The following is a 16,806-nucleotide window of genomic DNA, read 5'->3' as shown; positions in this document are numbered from 1 at the left end:
GGCGGCGGTTCGGGCGGCCGCGCCCGGACCGGTCGGTCCGTCGGCGAGGGCGAACGCACCGCGCGCGAGGGCCCTACCAGGGCCCCGTGCCAGTCCGCCCGACCAGGACCCCCGTGCCGGTCCGCCCGCGAGGCGGCCCCGCGTCAGTCCGACAGCGAGGCGGCCCCGCGTCAGTCCGACAGCGACGCGAACGCGCCGTGCGCGAGGCGCCTGAGCAGGGCCTCCGTGGCGGCGCGGCGCAGGGGGCCGCCTCCGTTCGCGCCGAGATGCGGCGTCGAGTTCAGCAGGCCGAAGACGGCGTGGACGGCCGCCCGCGCCTCCGACTCCGCGATCTGCGGGTTCAGCTCGCGGACGACCGTCACCCACAGCTCCACGTACTGGCGCTGCAACTGGCGCACGAGCTTGCGGTCGCTGTCCCGGAGGCGGTCCAGCTCGCGGTCGTGCAGGGTGATCAGCGGGCGGTCGTCGAGTGCGAAGTCGATGTGGCCGTCGATGAGGGACGCCAGGACCGCCTCAGGGCCGGTGTCCGCCTCCTCGACCCGCAGCCGCCCCCCGCTCAGGAGGCGCTCACTGATGCCGACCAGCAGCTCCGCCAGCATCGCGTCCTTGCCCGCGAAGTGGCGGTACAGACCGGGGCCGCTGATGCCGACCGCCGCCCCTATCTCGTCGACGCCCACGCCGTGGAAGCCGCGCTCGGCGAAGAGGCGGGCGGCCTCCCTGAGGATCTGCTCACGGCGGGTCGGGGCCGCGGTCCTGGTGCTCATGAACATTCATTCTAGACAGGCGGGTTAGCGGTCGTTAACCTGGACGCAACACGTTAACGCTCATTAACCGAGCAAGGGAGCTCGATCAATGCAGCAGGCACCAGTGCTGGTGAGCGCCGCGGACCCGGCGTCCGAGGCCTGGCAGGCCAATGAGGCGGCGCATCAGGAGCTCGCCGACGGCCTGCGGACCCGCCTCGCGGCGGCCCGCCTCGGCGGTGGCGAGAAGGCGCGCGCCCGGCACACGGCACGCGGGAAGCTGCTGCCCAGGGAGCGGGTGGACACCCTGCTCGACCCGGGGTCGCCGTTCCTGGAGCTCGCCCCCCTCGCGGCCGAGGGGATGTACGACGGGCAGGCGCCGGCCGCCGGAGTCATCGCCGGCATCGGCCGGGTCAGCGGCCGCGAGGTCGTCGTCGTGGCGAACGACGCGACCGTCAAGGGCGGCACGTACTACCCGATGACGGTCAAGAAGCATCTGCGGGCGCAGGAGGTGGCGCTGGAGAACCGGCTGCCGTGCGTCTATCTGGTCGACTCGGGCGGCGCGTTCCTGCCGATGCAGGACGAGGTCTTCCCCGACCGCGAGCACTTCGGGCGGATCTTCTACAACCAGGCGCGCATGTCCGGAGCCGGCATCCCCCAGATCGCGGCGGTGCTCGGCTCGTGCACGGCGGGCGGGGCGTACGTCCCGGCGATGAGCGACGAGGCGGTGATCGTGCGCAATCAGGGCACGATCTTCCTCGGCGGCCCGCCTCTGGTGAAGGCCGCGACCGGCGAGGTCGTCACCGCGGAGGAGCTCGGCGGCGGCGAGGTCCACTCCCGGGTCTCCGGCGTCACCGACCATCTCGCCGAGGACGACACGCACGCGCTGCGGATCGTCAGGAACATCGTCGCGACCCTCCCTGAGCGCGGTCCGCTGCCCTGGAGCGTGGAGCCCGCGGAGGAGCCCAAGGCCGACCCGGCCGGGCTGTACGGCGCGGTGCCGGTCGACTCGCGCACGCCGTACGACGTCCGCGAGGTGATCGCCCGGATCACGGACGGCTCCCGCTTCGCGGAGTTCAAGTCCGAGTTCGGCCAGACGCTGATCACCGGCTTCGCCCGGATCCACGGCCACCCGGTCGGCATCGTCGCCAACAACGGCATCCTGTTCGCCGAATCCGCCCAGAAGGGCGCGCACTTCATCGAGCTGTGCGACCAGCGCGGCATCCCCCTCCTCTTCCTGCAGAACATCTCCGGCTTCATGGTCGGCAAGGACTACGAGGCGGGCGGCATCGCCAAGCACGGCGCCAAGATGGTGACGGCCGTCGCCTGCACCCGCGTCCCCAAGCTCACCGTCGTCGTCGGCGGTTCGTACGGCGCGGGCAACTACTCGATGTGCGGCCGGGCCTACAGCCCCCGCTTCCTGTGGATGTGGCCGAACGCCAAGATCTCCGTCATGGGCGGCGAGCAGGCGGCCTCCGTCCTGGCCACCGTCAAGCGGGACCAGCTCGAGGGCCGCGGCGAGGAGTGGTCCGCCCAGCAGGAGGACGCCTTCAAGGAGCCGATCCGTGCCCAGTACGAGCAGCAGGGCAACGCCTACTACGCGACGGCCCGCCTGTGGGACGACGGTGTGATCGACCCGATGGACACCCGGCAGGTGCTGGGTCTGGCTCTGACCGCGTGTGCCAACGCCCCGTTGGGGGACGCCGGCTTCGGCGTCTTCCGGATGTGAGGGACCTTTCACGATGACGATGTTCGACACCGTTCTGGTGGCCAACAGGGGCGAGATCGCCGTACGGGTCATCCGCACCCTGCGGTCCCTCGGCGTGCGCTCCGTGGCGGTCTTCAGCGACGCGGACGCCGACGCCCGCCATGTCCGCGAGGCGGACACGGCGGTCCGTATCGGCCCCGCGCCGGCCGCCGAGAGCTACCTCTCCATCGACCGCCTGCTGGACGCGGCGACCCGCACCGGCGCCCAGGCCGTCCATCCGGGCTATGGCTTCCTCGCGGAGAACGCGGGCTTCGCCCAGGCCTGCGCCGAGGCGGGGCTGGTCTTCATCGGGCCGCCCGCCTCCGCGATCTCCCTCATGGGCGACAAGATCCGGGCCAAGGAGACCGTCAAGGCGGCAGGCGTCCCGGTCGTCCCCGGCTCGTCAGGCAGCGGCCTGACCGACGACGAACTGGCCGCGGCGGCCCGCGAGATCGGTATGCCGGTGCTGCTGAAGCCGTCGGCGGGCGGCGGCGGCAAGGGCATGCGGCTCACCCGGGTCGAGTCCGCGCTGATGGACGAGATCGCGGCGGCCAGGCGCGAGGCCCGCGCCTCCTTCGGCGACGACACACTGCTCGTCGAGCGGTGGATCGACCGCCCGAGGCACATCGAGATCCAGGTCCTGGCGGACGGCCACGGCAATGTGGTGCACCTCGGTGAGCGCGAGTGCTCTCTCCAGCGCCGCCATCAGAAGATCATCGAGGAGGCCCCGAGCGTCCTGCTCGACGAGGCGACGCGCGCCGCGATGGGCGAGGCAGCCGTGCAGGCGGCCCGCTCCTGCGGCTACCGCGGCGCGGGCACCGTGGAGTTCATCGTCCCGGGCACCGACCCTTCGCAGTACTACTTCATGGAGATGAACACCCGTCTCCAGGTCGAGCACCCCGTCACCGAGCTCGTCACCGGCCTCGACCTGGTGGAGTGGCAGCTTCGGGTGGCGGCCGGCGAGCAGCTGGCCTTCTCGCAGGACGACGTCACGCTCACGGGCCACGCGGTCGAGGCCCGGATCTGCGCCGAGACTGTGTTCATCAAAGACGGGTCCCGCGGTTTCCTCCCCTCCGGCGGCACGGTCCTGCGGCTCCGGGAGCCGCAGGGCGACGGCGTGCGCACCGACTCGGGCCTGACCGAGGGCTCGGAGGTCGGCAGCCTGTACGACCCGATGCTGTCGAAGGTCATCGCGTACGGCCCCGACCGCGCCGCGGCATTGCGCAAGCTGCGCGCGGCCCTCGCGGACACGGTCACGCTCGGCGTCCCGACGAACGCGGGCTTCCTGCGCCGCCTGCTGGCCCATCCCGCGGTCGTCTCGGGCGAGATGGACACCGGCCTCGTGGAGCGGGAGGCGGACGGGCTGGTCCCGGACGGCGTGCCGGAAGAGGTCTACGAGGCGGCGGCCGCGGTCCGGGCCGACCGGCTGGCGCCCGCGCGTACGGGCGGCTGGACCGACCCGTTCTCGGTGCCGAGCGGCTGGCGCATGGGCGGCGAACCGGCCCCCCTCGCCTTCGCCCTGCGGGTGCCGGGAGCGGAACCGGTCACGCGCGCCGTGCGCCGGCAGGCGACGCCCCGGGTCGAGGAGCACACGGTCTCCGTCGAGATGCACGGCGTCACCCACACCTTCCACCGGGCCGGCGGCTGGCTCGGCCGGGACGGCGACAGCTGGCACGTGCTGGACCACGACCCGGTCGAGGCGTCCCTCAGCGGGGCCGCGCGCTCCGGAGTGGACACCCTGGCGGCGCCGATGCCGGGCACGGTCACCGTCGTCAAGGTCGCCGTGGGCGATGTGGTCTCGGCCGGGCAGAGCCTGCTCGTGGTCGAGGCGATGAAGATGGAGCACGTCATCTCCGCCCCGCACGCGGGGACCGTCACCGAGCTCGACGTCACCGCCGGGTCGACGGTCGCGATGGACCAGGTTCTCGCCGTGGTCACCCCCGACGAGACCGACGAGGAGCAGAAATGACGACCCTGCCCATGGCCGTGCGGGGCAAGGGTCTGCCCGCGCGGGTACGCATCCACGAGGTCGGCCCCCGCGACGGCCTGCAGAACGAGAAGTCGGTGGTGCAGACCGAGGTCAAGGCCGAGTTCATCCGCCGGCTCGCGGACTCCGGCCTGACCACCGTGGAGGCGACGAGCTTCGTCCATCCCAAGTGGGTGCCCCAACTGGCGGACGCGGAGAAGCTGTTCCCGATGGTGAGCGGCCTGCCCGGCGTGCGGCTGCCGGTCCTGGTGCCCAACGACCGGGGCCTGGACCGTGCACTCGGGCTGGAGGCTCGTGAGGTCGCCGTGTTCGCCAGTGCGACGGAGTCCTTCGCCAAGGCCAATCTCAACCGCACGGTCGACGAGGCGCTGGCCATGTTCGAGCCGGTCGTGACCAGGGCCGTCGAGCACGGCCTGAAAGTCCGGGGCTATCTGAGCATGTGCTTCGGCGACCCGTGGGAGGGTCCGGTCCCCATTGATCAGGTGGTCGGCGTCACCCGCCGCCTCGCGGACATGGGCTGCGACGAGCTGAGCCTCGGCGACACGATCGGCGTCGCCACTCCCGGCCATGTCGGCGCCCTGCTCACCGCGCTGAACGAGGCCGGTGTGCCGAACAGCCGGCTCGCCGTGCACTTCCACGACACCTACGGTCAGGCGCTCGCCAACACGCTCGCCGCGCTCCAGTACGGCGTGGGCGTCGTCGACGCGTCGGCGGGCGGCCTCGGCGGCTGCCCGTACGCGAAGAGCGCGACCGGAAACCTCGCCACAGAGGACCTCGTGTGGATGCTCCACGGCCTCGGTATCGAAACCGGGGTCGATCTCGGCCGGCTCACCGCCACGAGCGTGTGGATGGCCGAACAGCTGGGCCGCCCCAGCGCCTCCCGTACCGTCCGTGCCCTCTCCCACAAGGAGTGACTCCTGATGTCCCTTGACCACCGGCTCTCCGCCGAACACGAGGAACTCCGCCGTACGGTCGAGCAGTTCGCGCACGACGTGGTCGCGCCGAAGATCGGCGACTTCTACGAGCGCCACGAGTTCCCGTACGAGATCGTCCGCGAGATGGGCCGCATGGGTCTGTTCGGGCTGCCGTTCCCCGAGGAGTACGGCGGCATGGGCGGCGACTATCTCGCGCTCGGCATCGCCCTGGAGGAGCTGGCCCGCGTCGACTCGTCCGTGGCCATCACCCTGGAGGCGGGCGTATCGCTCGGCGCGATGCCCCTCCACCTCTTCGGCACCGAGGAGCAGAAGCAGCAGTGGCTGCCCCGGCTGTGCTCGGGCGAGCTGCTGGGCGCGTTCGGCCTGACCGAGCCGGACTGCGGCTCCGACGCGGGCGGGACGAAGACCACGGCCGTGCGGGACGGCGACGAATGGGTCATCAACGGCTCCAAGTGCTTCATCACCAACTCGGGCACGGACATCACGGGCCTGGTGACCGTCACCGCGGTGACTGGCCGCAAGGCGGACGGCCGCCCGGAGATCTCGGCGATCATCGTCCCGTCGGGCACGCCCGGCTTCACGGTCGCCGCGCCCTACTCCAAGGTGGGGTGGAACGCCTCAGACACCCGCGAGCTGTCGTTCGCCGACGTCCGTGTCCCGCTCTCCAACCTGCTCGGCGAGGAGAGCCGCGGGTACGCGCAGTTCCTGCGCATTCTCGACGAGGGCCGGATCGCGATCTCGGCACTGGCGACCGGACTCGCGCAGGGCTGTGTGGACGAGTCGGTGAAGTACGCCCGTGAACGGCATGCGTTCGGGCGGCCGATCGGCGCGAACCAGGCCATCCAGTTCAAGATCGCCGACATGGAGATGAAGGCGCACATGGCCCGAGTCGGGTGGCGTGACGCGGCGTCCCGGCTGGTGCGGGGCGAGCCGTTCAAGAAGGAGGCGGCCGTCGCGAAGCTGTACTCGTCGACGGTGGCCGTGGACAACGCACGTGAGGCCACTCAGATCCACGGTGGTTACGGTTTCATGAACGAGTATCCGGTGGCGCGTATGTGGCGCGACTCCAAGATCCTGGAGATCGGCGAGGGCACCAGCGAGGTCCAGCGGATGCTGATCGCAAGGGAGTTGGGGCTCTCCGGCTGACCCGGGCCCACTGCGGCGCGCGGCACCCGGCAGGGGGCCGCGCGCTGTCGCATGTGCCAGGTCACGTCCCGCACGGCGTGCGCGGCAGCGGGCGGCCCCTGGCGCAGTTCTGAGGTTAGGCTAACCTTCGTTCGAACTTGCCAGTGGCCGAATCGGCACGTACGAAAGTGGACATCGCCATGCCCAACGCCCGAGCTTCCCGTCTCACCCGCCGCGGCCTGCTGTCCGCCGGCGGCGCCCTCGGGCTCGGTGTCGCACTCGCCGCATGCGGCAAGGCCGACAAGAAGGACACGAAGGGCGCGTCGGACAAGGCGTCCCAGAAGCCGGGTCCCTGGTCCTTCACCGACGACCGGGGCCAGGAGGCCGAGTCGAAGGCCGCCCCGCAGAACATCGTGGCCTTCACCGGCACCGCCGCCGCCCTGTTCGACTACGGCATCGAGGTCACCGGGGTCTTCGGCCCGACCAGGACCGCCGACGGCAAGCCCGATGTCCAGGCCGGTGACCTCGACGTCAGCAAGCTCGAGATCCTGGGCAACGTCTGGGGCGAGTTCAACGTCGAGAAGTACGCGGCGCTCGCGCCGGAGCTGCTGGTGACGGACATGTGGGAGAAGAACGCCCTCTGGTACGTGCCGGACCAGTCGAAGGACAAGATCCTGAAGCTGGCCCCGAGCGTCGCCCTGTGGGCCGCGCAGATCAACATGCCGAAGGCCCTGCAGCGCCGGGCGGAGCTCGCCGAGTCCCTGGGCGCCGACCTCAAGGCCAAGAAGGTCACGGACGCCAAGGCCCGCTTCGAGAAGGCCGCCGAGCGTCTGCGCCAGGCCGCAAAGGCCAAGCCGAACCTGAAGGTCCTCATCGGCTCGGGCAGCCAGGACCTCTTCTACGTGTCCGTCCCCAAGATGTCCGCGGACACCCTCTACTTCCAGGAGCTCGGCGTGCAGTTCGTCGAGCCGAAGCCGAACGCGGCGGGCTTCTTCGAGGAGCTCAGCTGGGAGAACGCCGGCAAGTACGAGGCCGACGTCATCATCCTGGACAACCGCACGGGTACCCTGCAGCCCGACGCCCTCAAGGCGAAGCCCACCTGGGCCGGCCTGCCCGCCGTCAAGGCCGGTCAGGTCATTCCCCGCGTCACCGAGCCGATCTACTCCTACGACAAGTGCGCGCCGATCCTCGAGGACCTCGCCAAGGCCATCGAGAACGCGAAGAAGGCCGCCTGACGATGACGACCACGGCCGTGCTCGCCCCGTTCGGTCGGCCTGCGGGTCGCGCGGACCAGGCGGCTCGGCCCGTCGCTCGTCTGCGGCACCTTCACCGGGGAACCCGGCGACGGCCTGGGGGACTTCACGGCCGTCGGCCGCGACCAGTCCCTGTCCCTCTCCCTGCCGCACGCCGGCCAGGACGCCCCGGTCGTCCCCGTCGACGCGGGTGACCTCCACAGGGTCCTCCGGGCCTGGCGTGCGCTGCCCGAGGACGACTGGCGACCCGGCCTCCTGGGAACAGCCGGCGCCCGGTGGAGGACGGCCCTCGCCCGCTTCGCCCCTGGAACAGCCGTCGCCCGGCAGAGGACGTGCCTCCCGCCGGGCGCCGGTTTCTCACCTCACTGCGCCGGCCACGGCACCTGCGGCGAGCGGTGGTAGTCGATGCCGAGCGCCGACAGCCGCGGCCCCTGGGCCGCGAGGCGCACCTTGTAGGTGTCCCAGTCGTGCGTGGCCGCCGGGGACCAGCCCAGCTCCGCGACACCCGGCAGGCGCGGGAACGCCATGTGGTCGATGTGCTCGTTCTCCGAGATGGTCTCCGTCCACAGCGGGGCCTCGACGCCCTTGATCGCGTCGGCGGGCGCACCCGGCAGATACGTCCCCGGGTTCCAGTCGTAGGACCGCTGCACGGAGACATAGCCGGCCCACGCGAGGCCGAGCCTGGTGTCCTTGTTGTACTTCATGTCGAGGTAGATCCGGTCGGCCGGCGACAGAATCAGCCCGGTGCCGTTCTTCGCCGCCTCGGCGACCCGTGCCTTCTCGGCCTGACTCGTTCCGTCGAGACCCCAGTACTGGGCGAGTGCGCCCTTCGCGGGGCTCGCTCCGGTCAGCTGGTGCCAGCCGACGACGGTCTTGCCGTACTTGGCCACGATCGGCTGCACCTTGTCCATGAAGGCCACATAGTCCTCGTGGCTCGTCGAATGCGCCTCGTCGCCGCCGATGTGGATGTACCGGCCCGGCGTGAGCGCGGCCAGCTCGCGGATCACGTCGTCCACGAAGTCGTACGTCACCTGCTTCGGCACGCACAGCGAGCTGAAGCCGACGGCGGTGCCCGTGTAGAGGGGTGGGGCGAGGCCGTCGCAGTTGAGCTCGGCGTACGAGGCCAGAGCGGCGTTTGTGTGGCCCGGCATGTCGATCTCCGGCACGACCTCCATGTAGCGGGAGGAGGCATGGCGCAGGATCTCCCGGTACTCGGCCTTGGTGTAGTAGCCGCCGGGGCCGCCGCCGACCTGGGTGGAGCCGCCGTAGGTGGTCAGGCGCGGCCACGAGTCGACGGCGATGCGCCAGCCCTGGTCGTCGGAGAGATGGAGATGCAACTTGTTGATCTTGTAGAGGGCCAAGTGGTCGGTGTACCGCTTGACCTGGTCGACGGTGAGGAAGTGCCGTGAGACGTCCAGCATGGCGCCGCGGTACCCGTAGCGCGGGCTGTCGGTGATGGTGCCGCCGGCGACCTGCCACGGGCCGCTCTGGCGGGTGTTCTCCTCGACGGAGGCCGGCAGCAGCTGACGGAGCGTCTGGACGCCGTGGAACAGCCCGGCGGGCCTGAGGGCGGTGATGGTGACCCCGCCGGGCGCGGACTTCAGGCGGTAGCCCTCCTCGCCCAGGGCGCTCTCCCCGGAGCTCAGCCGCAGCCGGATGGACCGCGGCGCGGGACGCGTGGTGACGGGCAGGTCGTAGCCGGTGGACGGCCGGAGCACCTCCGCGAGGCGCTCCCCGACCGCCCGCGCCTCGGGAGCGGGGTCGGTCCGGATACGGGTCGCGGAGGTCAGGGTGTAGGGCGCGCCGCCAGGATTCACGGAGGCGGGCGCCGGGATGACCTGGCCGAGCGGCCGCACGGCGCCGACGCCCTCACCGGGGGCGGCAGCGGCCTGGCCGGTGGCCGCGCCCGAGCAGAGGGCGGCCGCCGTGACGAGCAGCAGCGAACCGAGCAGGCGGGGAAGCGGTCTGGGCTGACTCACAGGCTGGGGTCCCTTCGACGGGGTCTCGTCTGTGCGCAGAGCAACCGGGCTGTCACCATGCGTACCCTGAGCCTCAACTGCGGTCAAGGTGTAGACCACTTACTCATCCGGGCGGCAGAAGATTCCTCTTCGTGACGGAAACCATCCGGAAGGATGGGGAGCACCCATGGACGGATGTGACCTATCCCCTGCCCGGAATCGGGCAGAATTCTTGCGAAGAGGAGCCTTGGCACTCCAATATCTACGGGTGCTCGAAGCTCGCCAGTCTGTGCGCCCGTCGCACGACGACCTCATCGACCACCTGGTGCGCAGCACCGCGCTCCAGCGCGGTGAAGCAGCCCGGGTGGTGCTCGATGTGCTGGCGTACTTCGACGAGACGACCGAGGAGTTCGTCCGCCGCCGCCACCGCGAATTGCAGTCCGGCGGCGCCGTGAACACCCAGATCTTCGAGCGGATCGCGGCCGAGCTGCCACACCGTGCCGTGGCGCCGCCGGAGCTGTCGCTCCGCCAGCTGCGCCGCATGGTCTACGGCTGAGCAGCCCTACCGGGGGCCGGGCACACCACTGATCTATGGAGGGGAAGAACCTTTATGTGCGGAATTGTCGGATACATCGGCAAGCGTGACGTGGCTCCGCTGCTGCTGGAAGGTCTGCAGCGGCTGGAGTACCGGGGCTACGACTCGGCAGGCGTGGTGATCAACAGCCCCAAGTCCGCCGCACTGAAGATGGCCAAGGCCAAGGGCCGCGTGCGCGACCTCGAGGCCCGCGTCCCCAAGCGCTTCGCCGGCACCACCGGCATCGCACACACCCGCTGGGCCACCCACGGCGCCCCGAGCGACATCAACTCGCACCCGCACCTCGACGCCGAGAACAAGGTCGCCGTCGTCCACAACGGCATCGTGGACAACGCCGCCGGCCTGCGCGCCAAGCTGGAGGCCGACGGCGTCGTCTTCGTCTCGGAGACCGACACCGAGGTCATCGTCCACCTCATCGCCCGCTCCCAGGCCACCACCCTGGAGGAGAAGGTCCGCGAGGCCCTCAAGGTGATCGAGGGCACGTACGGCATCGCCGTCATGCACGCCGACTTCGCCGACCGCATCGTGGTGGCCCGCAACGGCTCCCCGGTGGTCCTCGGCATCGGCGAGAAGGAGATGTTCGTCGCGTCCGACGTCGCCGCCCTGGTCGCCCACACCCGTCAGATCGTCACCCTCGACGACGGCGAGATGGCCACCCTCAAGGCCGACGACTTCCGCACGTACACCACCTCCGGCACCACGACCACCGCCACCCCGGAGACTGTGGAGTGGGAGGCCGCCTCCTACGACATGGGCGGCCACGACACGTACATGCACAAGGAGATCTGCGAGCAGCCCGACGCCGTGGACCGTGTTCTGCGCGGCCGGATCGACGACCGGTTCTCGACGGTGCACCTGGGCGGCCTGAACCTGGACGCCCGCGAGGCGCGCGGCATCCGCCGGGTCAAGATCCTCGGCTGCGGCACCTCGTACCACGCGGGCCTCATCGGCGCGGGCCTGATCGAGTCCCTCGCCCGTATCCCCGCCGACGCGGAGCCGGCCTCCGAGTTCCGCTACCGCAACCCGGTCGTGGACCCCGACACCCTCTACATCGCCGTCTCGCAGTCCGGCGAGACCTACGACGTGCTCGCGGCCGTCCAGGAGCTCAAGCGCAAGGGCGCCCGGGTCCTCGGTGTCGTCAACGTCGTCGGCTCGGCGATCGCCCGCGAGGCCGACGGCGGCACCTACGTGCACGCCGGACCCGAGGTCTGCGTCGTCTCCACCAAGTGCTTCACCAACACGGTGGTGGCCTTCGCGCTGCTCGCCCTGCACCTGGGCCGCATCCGCGACCTGTCCGTCGCCGACGGCAAGCGGATCATCGAGGGCCTGCGCAGGCTGCCGGCCCAGATCAGCGAGATCCTCGAGTCCGAGGCCGAGATCAAGAAGCTGGCCGAGGTGTACGCGGACGCCAAGTCGATGATGTTCATCGGCCGGGTGCGCGGCTACCCGGTGGCGCTGGAGGCCTCCCTGAAGCTCAAGGAGATCTCCTACATCCACGCAGAGGCCTACCCGGCCTCCGAGCTGAAGCACGGCCCGCTCGCGCTGATCGAGCCCTCGCTGCCGACCGTCGCGGTCGTGCCGGACGACGACCTCCTGGAGAAGAACCGCGCGGCGCTGGAGGAGATCAAGGCCCGCAGCGGCCGCATCCTCGCGGTCGCCCACCGCGAGCAGGAGAAGGCCGACCACACCATCGTGGTTCCGAAGAACGAGGACGAGCTGGACCCGATCCTGATGGGCATCCCGCTGCAACTTCTCGCCTACCACACCGCTTTGACGCTGGGCCGGGACATCGACAAGCCCCGCAACCTCGCGAAGTCCGTGACGGTGGAGTAGTCGACCGGCCCCCGGTCGCTTGGACCCCCGCTCACGAGAACGCCCTGTGACCGACGGCCGTGAGAACGCCCTCCGTGCGCGCCACCGGCGCACGGAGGGCGTTCCCCTTTCGTCGGCCGGCGCCACCCGAAGCGCCGGCCCTCAGGGCTGCCGTGAGACCCGGGACGGCCCGGGCCTCAGCCGGTGGCCGTCACTCCCCGGCGGCCGGCAGCGCGTCCGGTGAAGGTCGGCCACTTGGCGAGCACCGCGGTCGCGCCGTACCAGGCCACCAGGCCCGCGACGGCACCGACCCAGCCGCCGGCCTTGGCCAGCCCCGCATTGCCCGCGAAGGCCGCTATGCCGCCCAGCAGCAGCGAGAGGCACAGCAGCCCGTACACACCCTGGCCGAGCACGCCGCTCCCGGAGGACGCGACGGTCAGGGTCAGCGCGAACAGCGCCCACAGCAGCAGGAACAGTCCTGCGGCCTCGGCCGAGGTCTCACCGCCGACGGCGGTGCCCCAGGTGAACCAGAAGGCGCCCAGACCGGCGAAGGCCGTGCCCGAAGCGCCGTTGCCCGTGCGGAACTCGAGCAGACCGACGATGAAGAGCGCCACTCCGCCGACCCAGGTGGCGAGGGCGGCCGCGTCGGCCGCCGTCACGTTGTCGATCACGCCGGTGTTGCCGACGCCGAACGCCAACAGGGTCAGTCCGAGGGCGAGATGGCCGAGAGTAGAAGTAGAACCAGCGCTTCCCGCAGAGACGTCGTTGTCCACGGCGGGCTCCCTTCCTGTCCTGTGCAGTTGTGCTGCAGTGCTGCTTCCCAGGACCGGTATGTACCCTTCACAAGCGCACAATCCACCTGCTACGGGCGGGTAGATTTCCTGCACACAAAGGAAGTTGACGCTGCCTCACCGGAAGCGGAAGGGGCGGCTACGGAATGACGACGACCGGGCGCTGCGCGCGCTTCGCGAGCCGCCCCGCGACCGAGCCGAAGAGCCGCCCGACGATACCGTGCGTGGAGCCGACCACGATCGCGTCGGCCGAGTACTCACGGCCGACCTCTTCGAGTTCATGGCAGATGTCACCGCCGCGCTCGACCAGGATCCACGGGACCTCACTGAGGTAGTCCGCGCAGGCCAGCTCCAGACCGAGGACCTCGGTGCGATGGTCGGGCACGTCCACGAAGACGGGCGGCTCGCAGCCGGCCCAGACCGTGGTCGGCAACCGGTTGGCCACATGGACGATGATCAGACCGGAACCGGTCCGCCTTGACATACCGATGGCATAAGCGAGCGCTCGCTCACTGGAGGTCGATCCGTCGAAGCCGACGACGACTCCGTGCCGGAAGGCGGGATCGCAGGAATGGCGTGCTTCTTCAGCCGCCCGCAGGTCCGACAGTGGATCGGCTACCTGCTTGCGGTCCGCGGGTTCGGGATTTTCGTGACCGGCCATCGGTGTCTCGGCGAAGAAGGTCCTCTGTTGAGGGATCGACTCAGGAAGTACGTCGGGTGGCTAGCGTGCGGAGCGGTGTCCGGGAATCGTCTTCCCAACCTCATACCCCAAGGGTACGGCGGCACTCCTCTCCTGCCCAGGGCCTGTGGCCCCCATGCGCGACATCCCAGGGAGCATGCCCGAGCGCGCTCAGGATGGCAATGCCGCTTGGCCACTACAGCCTTCCGGCCGACAACAGGTGACCGGAAGACCGCGGTACTCGTTGGCCACTCGGTCACCCCGCCACCCCCAGGAGCTTTCGTGCCCGCACGACCCGCCCGCCTCCCACTACCTGACCGCCTCGCAGACCTCGCGCACCTCGCACGACCCGGCCGCCTCGCGCACCTCGCACGACCTGACAACCTCGCGCACCTCGCACGACCTGACAGCCTCGCGCACCTCGCACGACCTGGCCGCCTCGCACACCTCGCGCACCTCGCACGACCCGGCCGCCTCGCACGCCTCGTACGACCCGGCCGCCCTTCCCGTACGGCACCGCCGCCCGGACTCGCCCTCTCGCCCCACCGCTCCCCCGGCCCTTCCGCCCGGACGTCCGACCCGGCGGGCGAAGTCGTCCGCTGGGCGGCGTTCAGCTGCCTCCTGGTGCCCGTCGTACTGATCGTCTGCGGCACGTCCGTCGGCGGAGCCGCCGCCGCGGCCCTCGGCCTCGCCGCCGTGACCGCCGCGTGCCGGGTGCTGCTGCGCCACTCGGAGCGGACGGCGGCCAGGTGCCGCGTCCAGGACGGCCGGCCGGCCCGAGGGCACCGTTCCCGCACCGTCCCGGGGGCGCGCCGCAGCGCGCGCCACGGTGCGGGAAGCGCGCGCGGCGACTGACGGTTTTGCACGCCCGCACCCGAACGTTTTCAGCCAACTTCCCCGCAGCGGCCGGTCCTTGCCAAAACGGCCTGCCAACCCCCTTGCCACCAGGGAAGAAAGACCCAGCAGCGGCTCCCGCACCCTACGGGGACGGGCCATGCCCGTGATGCGCACTTCCCTGCGGGCCCCGCGAGTGGAACGCTTCGTGATCGAATGCATCGCGCCAAGTTGCCATGTCGACATAGCGGGACATCCCGAACTTGTCACGTCGGCGCCACGGGACGCAGTAGATTCGATCATGAGTATCGAAGGCCGGGGGACTCGTGCAGAACCGAGGGGAAACGTGCAGGAGCGAAAGGCCCGAAACGAACGGGGAGACGCGTACTTCGAGGGGGGTTTAGCGTCATGAGTCAGGACTCCGTCGCACCGGAGACGGCACGGAAGCTGTCCGGGCGCCGACGGCGTGAAGTCGTCGCCGTGCTGCTGTTCAGCGGCGGCCCTATTTTTGAGAGTTCCATCCCGCTCTCGGTGTTCGGAATTGACCGTCAGGACGCCGGAGTTCCCCGCTACCGCCTGCTCGTGTGCGGTGGCGAGGACGGACCGCTGCGGACGACCGGCGGCTTGGAACTGACCACGCCGTACGGCCTCGAGGCGATCAGCAGAGCGGGCACCGTCGTGGTGCCGGCCTGGCGCTCGATCACCTCGCCGCCACCGCCCGATGCGCTCGACGCGCTGCGCCGGGCACACGAGGAAGGCGCCCGCATCGTCGGCCTGTGCACCGGGGCGTTCGTCCTGGCCGCGGCCGGCCTGCTCGACGGGCGCCCCGCCACGACGCACTGGATGTACGCGCCGACGCTGGCGAAGCGCTACCCGTCCGTGCACGTGGATCCGCGTGAGCTGTTCGTCGACGACGGCGATGTGCTCACCTCCGCGGGCACGGCGGCCGGAATCGACCTCTGCCTCCACATAGTGCGCACCGACCACGGCACGGAGGCGGCCGGAGCGCTCGCCCGCAGACTCGTCGTACCACCGCGTCGCACCGGCGGTCAGGAGCGCTATCTCGACAGGTCTTTACCAGAGGAAATCGGTTCGGACCCGCTGGCGGAGGTCGTCTCCTGGGCGCTGGAACACCTCCACGAGCAGTTCGACGTGGAGACACTTGCCGCGCGTGCGTACATGAGCCGGCGCACCTTCGACCGGCGGTTCCGCTCGCTGACCGGCTCCGCGCCGCTCCAGTGGCTGATCACCCAGCGGGTGCTGCAGGCGCAGCGGCTGCTCGAGACCTCCGACTTCTCGGTCGACGAGGTCGCGGGCCGCTGCGGCTTCCGGTCCCCGGTGGCGCTGCGCGGCCACTTCCGGCGGCAGCTGGGGTCCTCCCCGGCCGCCTACCGGTCCGCGTACCGTGCCCGGCGCCCACAGGGGGAGCCGGACCGGAACGCGATGGTCGAGCCGCTCGTGCCCGCCCAGGCGGGGCCGGGGGCCAGACGTGGCCCGGCGGGGCCGGCAGGGACGCCGGCCATGGCGTCGGCCGCCGCGGAGCTGGGTAGACCGGCTGCGGAGGTGTACGCGGCAGGCCACGGCCGTGCCGGACTGCCGGGTCAGCGGAGCGCGCCCTGAGAGTGGAGCAGTCCCGAGGGGACGTCGTTGTCCGCGGGAGCCATAAGGTAGGACGCATGAACGATCGCATGGTGTGGATCGACTGCGAGATGACCGGGCTCTCGTTGACGGACGACGCACTCATCGAGGTGGCCGCACTGGTCACCGACTCGGAACTGAACGTGCTCGGTGAAGGGGTGGACATCGTGATCCGCCCGCCGGACGCGGCGCTCGAGACGATGCCCGGGGTGGTGCGCCAGATGCACACCGCCTCGGGCCTCCTCGACGTCCTGGCGGGCGGCACGACGCTCGCGGACGCCGAGGAGCAGGTCCTTGCGTACGTACGCAAGCACGTCAAGGAGCCCGGCAAGGCTCCCCTGTGCGGGAACTCGGTCGGCACCGACCGCGGCTTCCTGCTGCGCGACATGCCGACGCTGGAGAGCTACCTCCACTACCGGATCGTCGATGTCTCCTCGGTCAAGGAGCTGGCCCGCCGCTGGTACCCGAGGGCGTACTTCAACAGTCCGGAGAAGAACGGCAACCACCGGGCGCTGGCGGACATCCGCGAGTCGATCGCCGAGCTGCGCTACTACCGCGAGGCGGTCTTCGTGCCGCAGCCCGGCCCGGACTCGGAGACCGCGAAGGCGATCGCGGCCAAGTACGTGCTGCCCGCCGGGTAGCACCGGACGGCCGTACCGTCCGGAAACCTGGGCGCGAGCACCCTCGCGGACCCTGTACACTTTTTCTCGGC

Annotated in this window: 14 protein-coding genes and 1 pseudogene; 11 read left to right on the top strand and 4 right to left on the bottom strand. The window is 70.7% G+C overall.

Annotation, left to right across the window (positions count from 1 at the left end; all coding sequences use genetic code 11):
• Positions 1-170: 170 nt before the first annotated feature.
• The gene (locus ACZ4SA_RS11805; RefSeq protein ID WP_468272687.1) at positions 171-764 is read right to left on the bottom strand and encodes an SACE_7040 family transcriptional regulator; all 594 of its coding nucleotides are present in this window, start codon (positions 762-764) and stop codon (positions 171-173) included.
• An 88-nt stretch (positions 765-852) separates the two neighbouring features.
• Between ACZ4SA_RS11805 and ACZ4SA_RS11800 the strand changes: the two genes are divergently transcribed.
• The 6 genes and pseudogenes from ACZ4SA_RS11800 to ACZ4SA_RS11775 all read left to right on the top strand — a co-directional run.
• Positions 853-2,469, top strand: a complete 1,617-nt coding sequence (locus ACZ4SA_RS11800) for a carboxyl transferase domain-containing protein (RefSeq protein ID WP_468272684.1) — start codon at positions 853-855, stop codon at positions 2,467-2,469.
• 19 nt (positions 2,470-2,488) lie between these two features.
• Positions 2,489-4,456: an acetyl/propionyl/methylcrotonyl-CoA carboxylase subunit alpha gene (locus ACZ4SA_RS11795; protein ID WP_468272791.1), complete on the top strand. Its 1,968-nt coding sequence runs from the start codon at positions 2,489-2,491 to the stop codon at positions 4,454-4,456.
• A complete protein-coding gene (locus tag ACZ4SA_RS11790; RefSeq protein ID WP_468272681.1) occupies positions 4,453-5,388 on the top strand; it encodes a hydroxymethylglutaryl-CoA lyase in 936 nt (311 codons plus the stop codon). Before ACZ4SA_RS11795 ends, ACZ4SA_RS11790 begins: the two co-directional genes overlap by 4 nt.
• A 6-nt stretch (positions 5,389-5,394) precedes the next feature.
• Positions 5,395-6,555: an acyl-CoA dehydrogenase family protein gene (locus ACZ4SA_RS11785; protein WP_468272679.1), complete on the top strand. Its 1,161-nt coding sequence runs from the start codon at positions 5,395-5,397 to the stop codon at positions 6,553-6,555.
• Between the two features lie 179 nt (positions 6,556-6,734).
• Entirely contained in the window at positions 6,735-7,769 is a 1,035-nt protein-coding gene (locus ACZ4SA_RS11780) for an ABC transporter substrate-binding protein (RefSeq protein ID WP_468272676.1), read from the top strand.
• A 2-nt stretch (positions 7,770-7,771) separates the two neighbouring features.
• A pseudogene (locus ACZ4SA_RS11775) lies at positions 7,772-8,024 on the top strand (siderophore-interacting protein); the annotation flags it as partial.
• A gap of 125 nt (positions 8,025-8,149) precedes the next feature.
• Here the strand turns inward: ACZ4SA_RS11775 and ACZ4SA_RS11770 are convergent.
• Complete coding sequence (locus ACZ4SA_RS11770; RefSeq protein WP_468272674.1) at positions 8,150-9,766, bottom strand: beta-N-acetylhexosaminidase; 1,617 nt, start codon at positions 9,764-9,766, stop codon at positions 8,150-8,152.
• A gap of 268 nt (positions 9,767-10,034) precedes the next feature.
• On the opposite strand from ACZ4SA_RS11770, the gene ACZ4SA_RS11765 reads away from it, so the two are divergent.
• Entirely contained in the window at positions 10,035-10,301 is a 267-nt protein-coding gene (locus tag ACZ4SA_RS11765; RefSeq protein ID WP_403860520.1) for a hypothetical protein, read from the top strand.
• A gap of 54 nt (positions 10,302-10,355) precedes the next feature.
• Complete coding sequence (glmS, locus tag ACZ4SA_RS11760; RefSeq protein ID WP_468272672.1) at positions 10,356-12,173, top strand: glutamine--fructose-6-phosphate transaminase (isomerizing); 1,818 nt, start codon at positions 10,356-10,358, stop codon at positions 12,171-12,173.
• Between the two features lie 176 nt (positions 12,174-12,349).
• On the opposite strand, the gene ACZ4SA_RS11755 is transcribed toward glmS, so the two are convergent.
• Together ACZ4SA_RS11755 and ACZ4SA_RS11750 are read right to left on the bottom strand one after the other, a co-directional pair.
• On the bottom strand, positions 12,350-12,925 hold the full coding sequence (locus tag ACZ4SA_RS11755) for an acetate uptake transporter (RefSeq protein ID WP_468272669.1): 576 nt from the start codon (positions 12,923-12,925) through the stop codon (positions 12,350-12,352).
• 157 nt (positions 12,926-13,082) lie between these two features.
• On the bottom strand, positions 13,083-13,604 hold the full coding sequence (locus tag ACZ4SA_RS11750) for a universal stress protein (RefSeq protein ID WP_468272665.1): 522 nt from the start codon (positions 13,602-13,604) through the stop codon (positions 13,083-13,085).
• 300 nt (positions 13,605-13,904) lie between these two features.
• Between ACZ4SA_RS11750 and ACZ4SA_RS11745 the strand changes: the two genes are divergently transcribed.
• From ACZ4SA_RS11745 to orn, 3 genes are all read left to right on the top strand, one after another.
• A complete protein-coding gene (locus ACZ4SA_RS11745) occupies positions 13,905-14,477 on the top strand; it encodes a hypothetical protein (protein ID WP_468272663.1) in 573 nt (190 codons plus the stop codon).
• Positions 14,478-14,864: 387 nt separating this feature from the next.
• Positions 14,865-16,076 (top strand): helix-turn-helix domain-containing protein, encoded by a 1,212-nt coding sequence (locus tag ACZ4SA_RS11740; protein WP_468272661.1) that lies wholly within the window; start codon positions 14,865-14,867, stop codon positions 16,074-16,076.
• A 56-nt stretch (positions 16,077-16,132) separates the two neighbouring features.
• On the top strand, positions 16,133-16,735 hold the full coding sequence (gene orn, locus ACZ4SA_RS11735) for an oligoribonuclease (RefSeq protein WP_468272658.1): 603 nt from the start codon (positions 16,133-16,135) through the stop codon (positions 16,733-16,735).
• Positions 16,736-16,806 lie beyond the last annotated feature (71 nt).

This window comes from Streptomyces sp. NPDC027962 (genome assembly GCF_055566095.1).
This window is presented reverse-complemented; position numbering and strand designations above follow the sequence as displayed.

Excerpts from the sequence above, each read along its gene's own strand:
- ACZ4SA_RS11790 (WP_468272681.1), top strand. The coding sequence starts at position 4,453 with ATGACGACCCTGCCCATGGCCGTGCGGGGCAAGGGTCTGCCCGCGCGG.
- ACZ4SA_RS11740 (WP_468272661.1), top strand. The coding sequence starts at position 14,865 with ATGAGTCAGGACTCCGTCGCACCGGAGACGGCACGGAAGCTGTCCGGG.
- ACZ4SA_RS11805 (WP_468272687.1), bottom strand. The coding sequence starts at position 764 with ATGAGCACCAGGACCGCGGCCCCGACCCGCCGTGAGCAGATCCTCAGG.
- glmS (WP_468272672.1), top strand. The coding sequence starts at position 10,356 with ATGTGCGGAATTGTCGGATACATCGGCAAGCGTGACGTGGCTCCGCTG.
- ACZ4SA_RS11795 (WP_468272791.1), top strand. The coding sequence starts at position 2,489 with ATGTTCGACACCGTTCTGGTGGCCAACAGGGGCGAGATCGCCGTACGG.
- ACZ4SA_RS11785 (WP_468272679.1), top strand. The coding sequence starts at position 5,395 with ATGTCCCTTGACCACCGGCTCTCCGCCGAACACGAGGAACTCCGCCGT.
- ACZ4SA_RS11800 (WP_468272684.1), top strand. The coding sequence starts at position 853 with ATGCAGCAGGCACCAGTGCTGGTGAGCGCCGCGGACCCGGCGTCCGAG.
- ACZ4SA_RS11750 (WP_468272665.1), bottom strand. The coding sequence starts at position 13,604 with ATGGCCGGTCACGAAAATCCCGAACCCGCGGACCGCAAGCAGGTAGCC.
- orn (WP_468272658.1), top strand. The coding sequence starts at position 16,133 with ATGAACGATCGCATGGTGTGGATCGACTGCGAGATGACCGGGCTCTCG.
- ACZ4SA_RS11780 (WP_468272676.1), top strand. The coding sequence starts at position 6,735 with ATGCCCAACGCCCGAGCTTCCCGTCTCACCCGCCGCGGCCTGCTGTCC.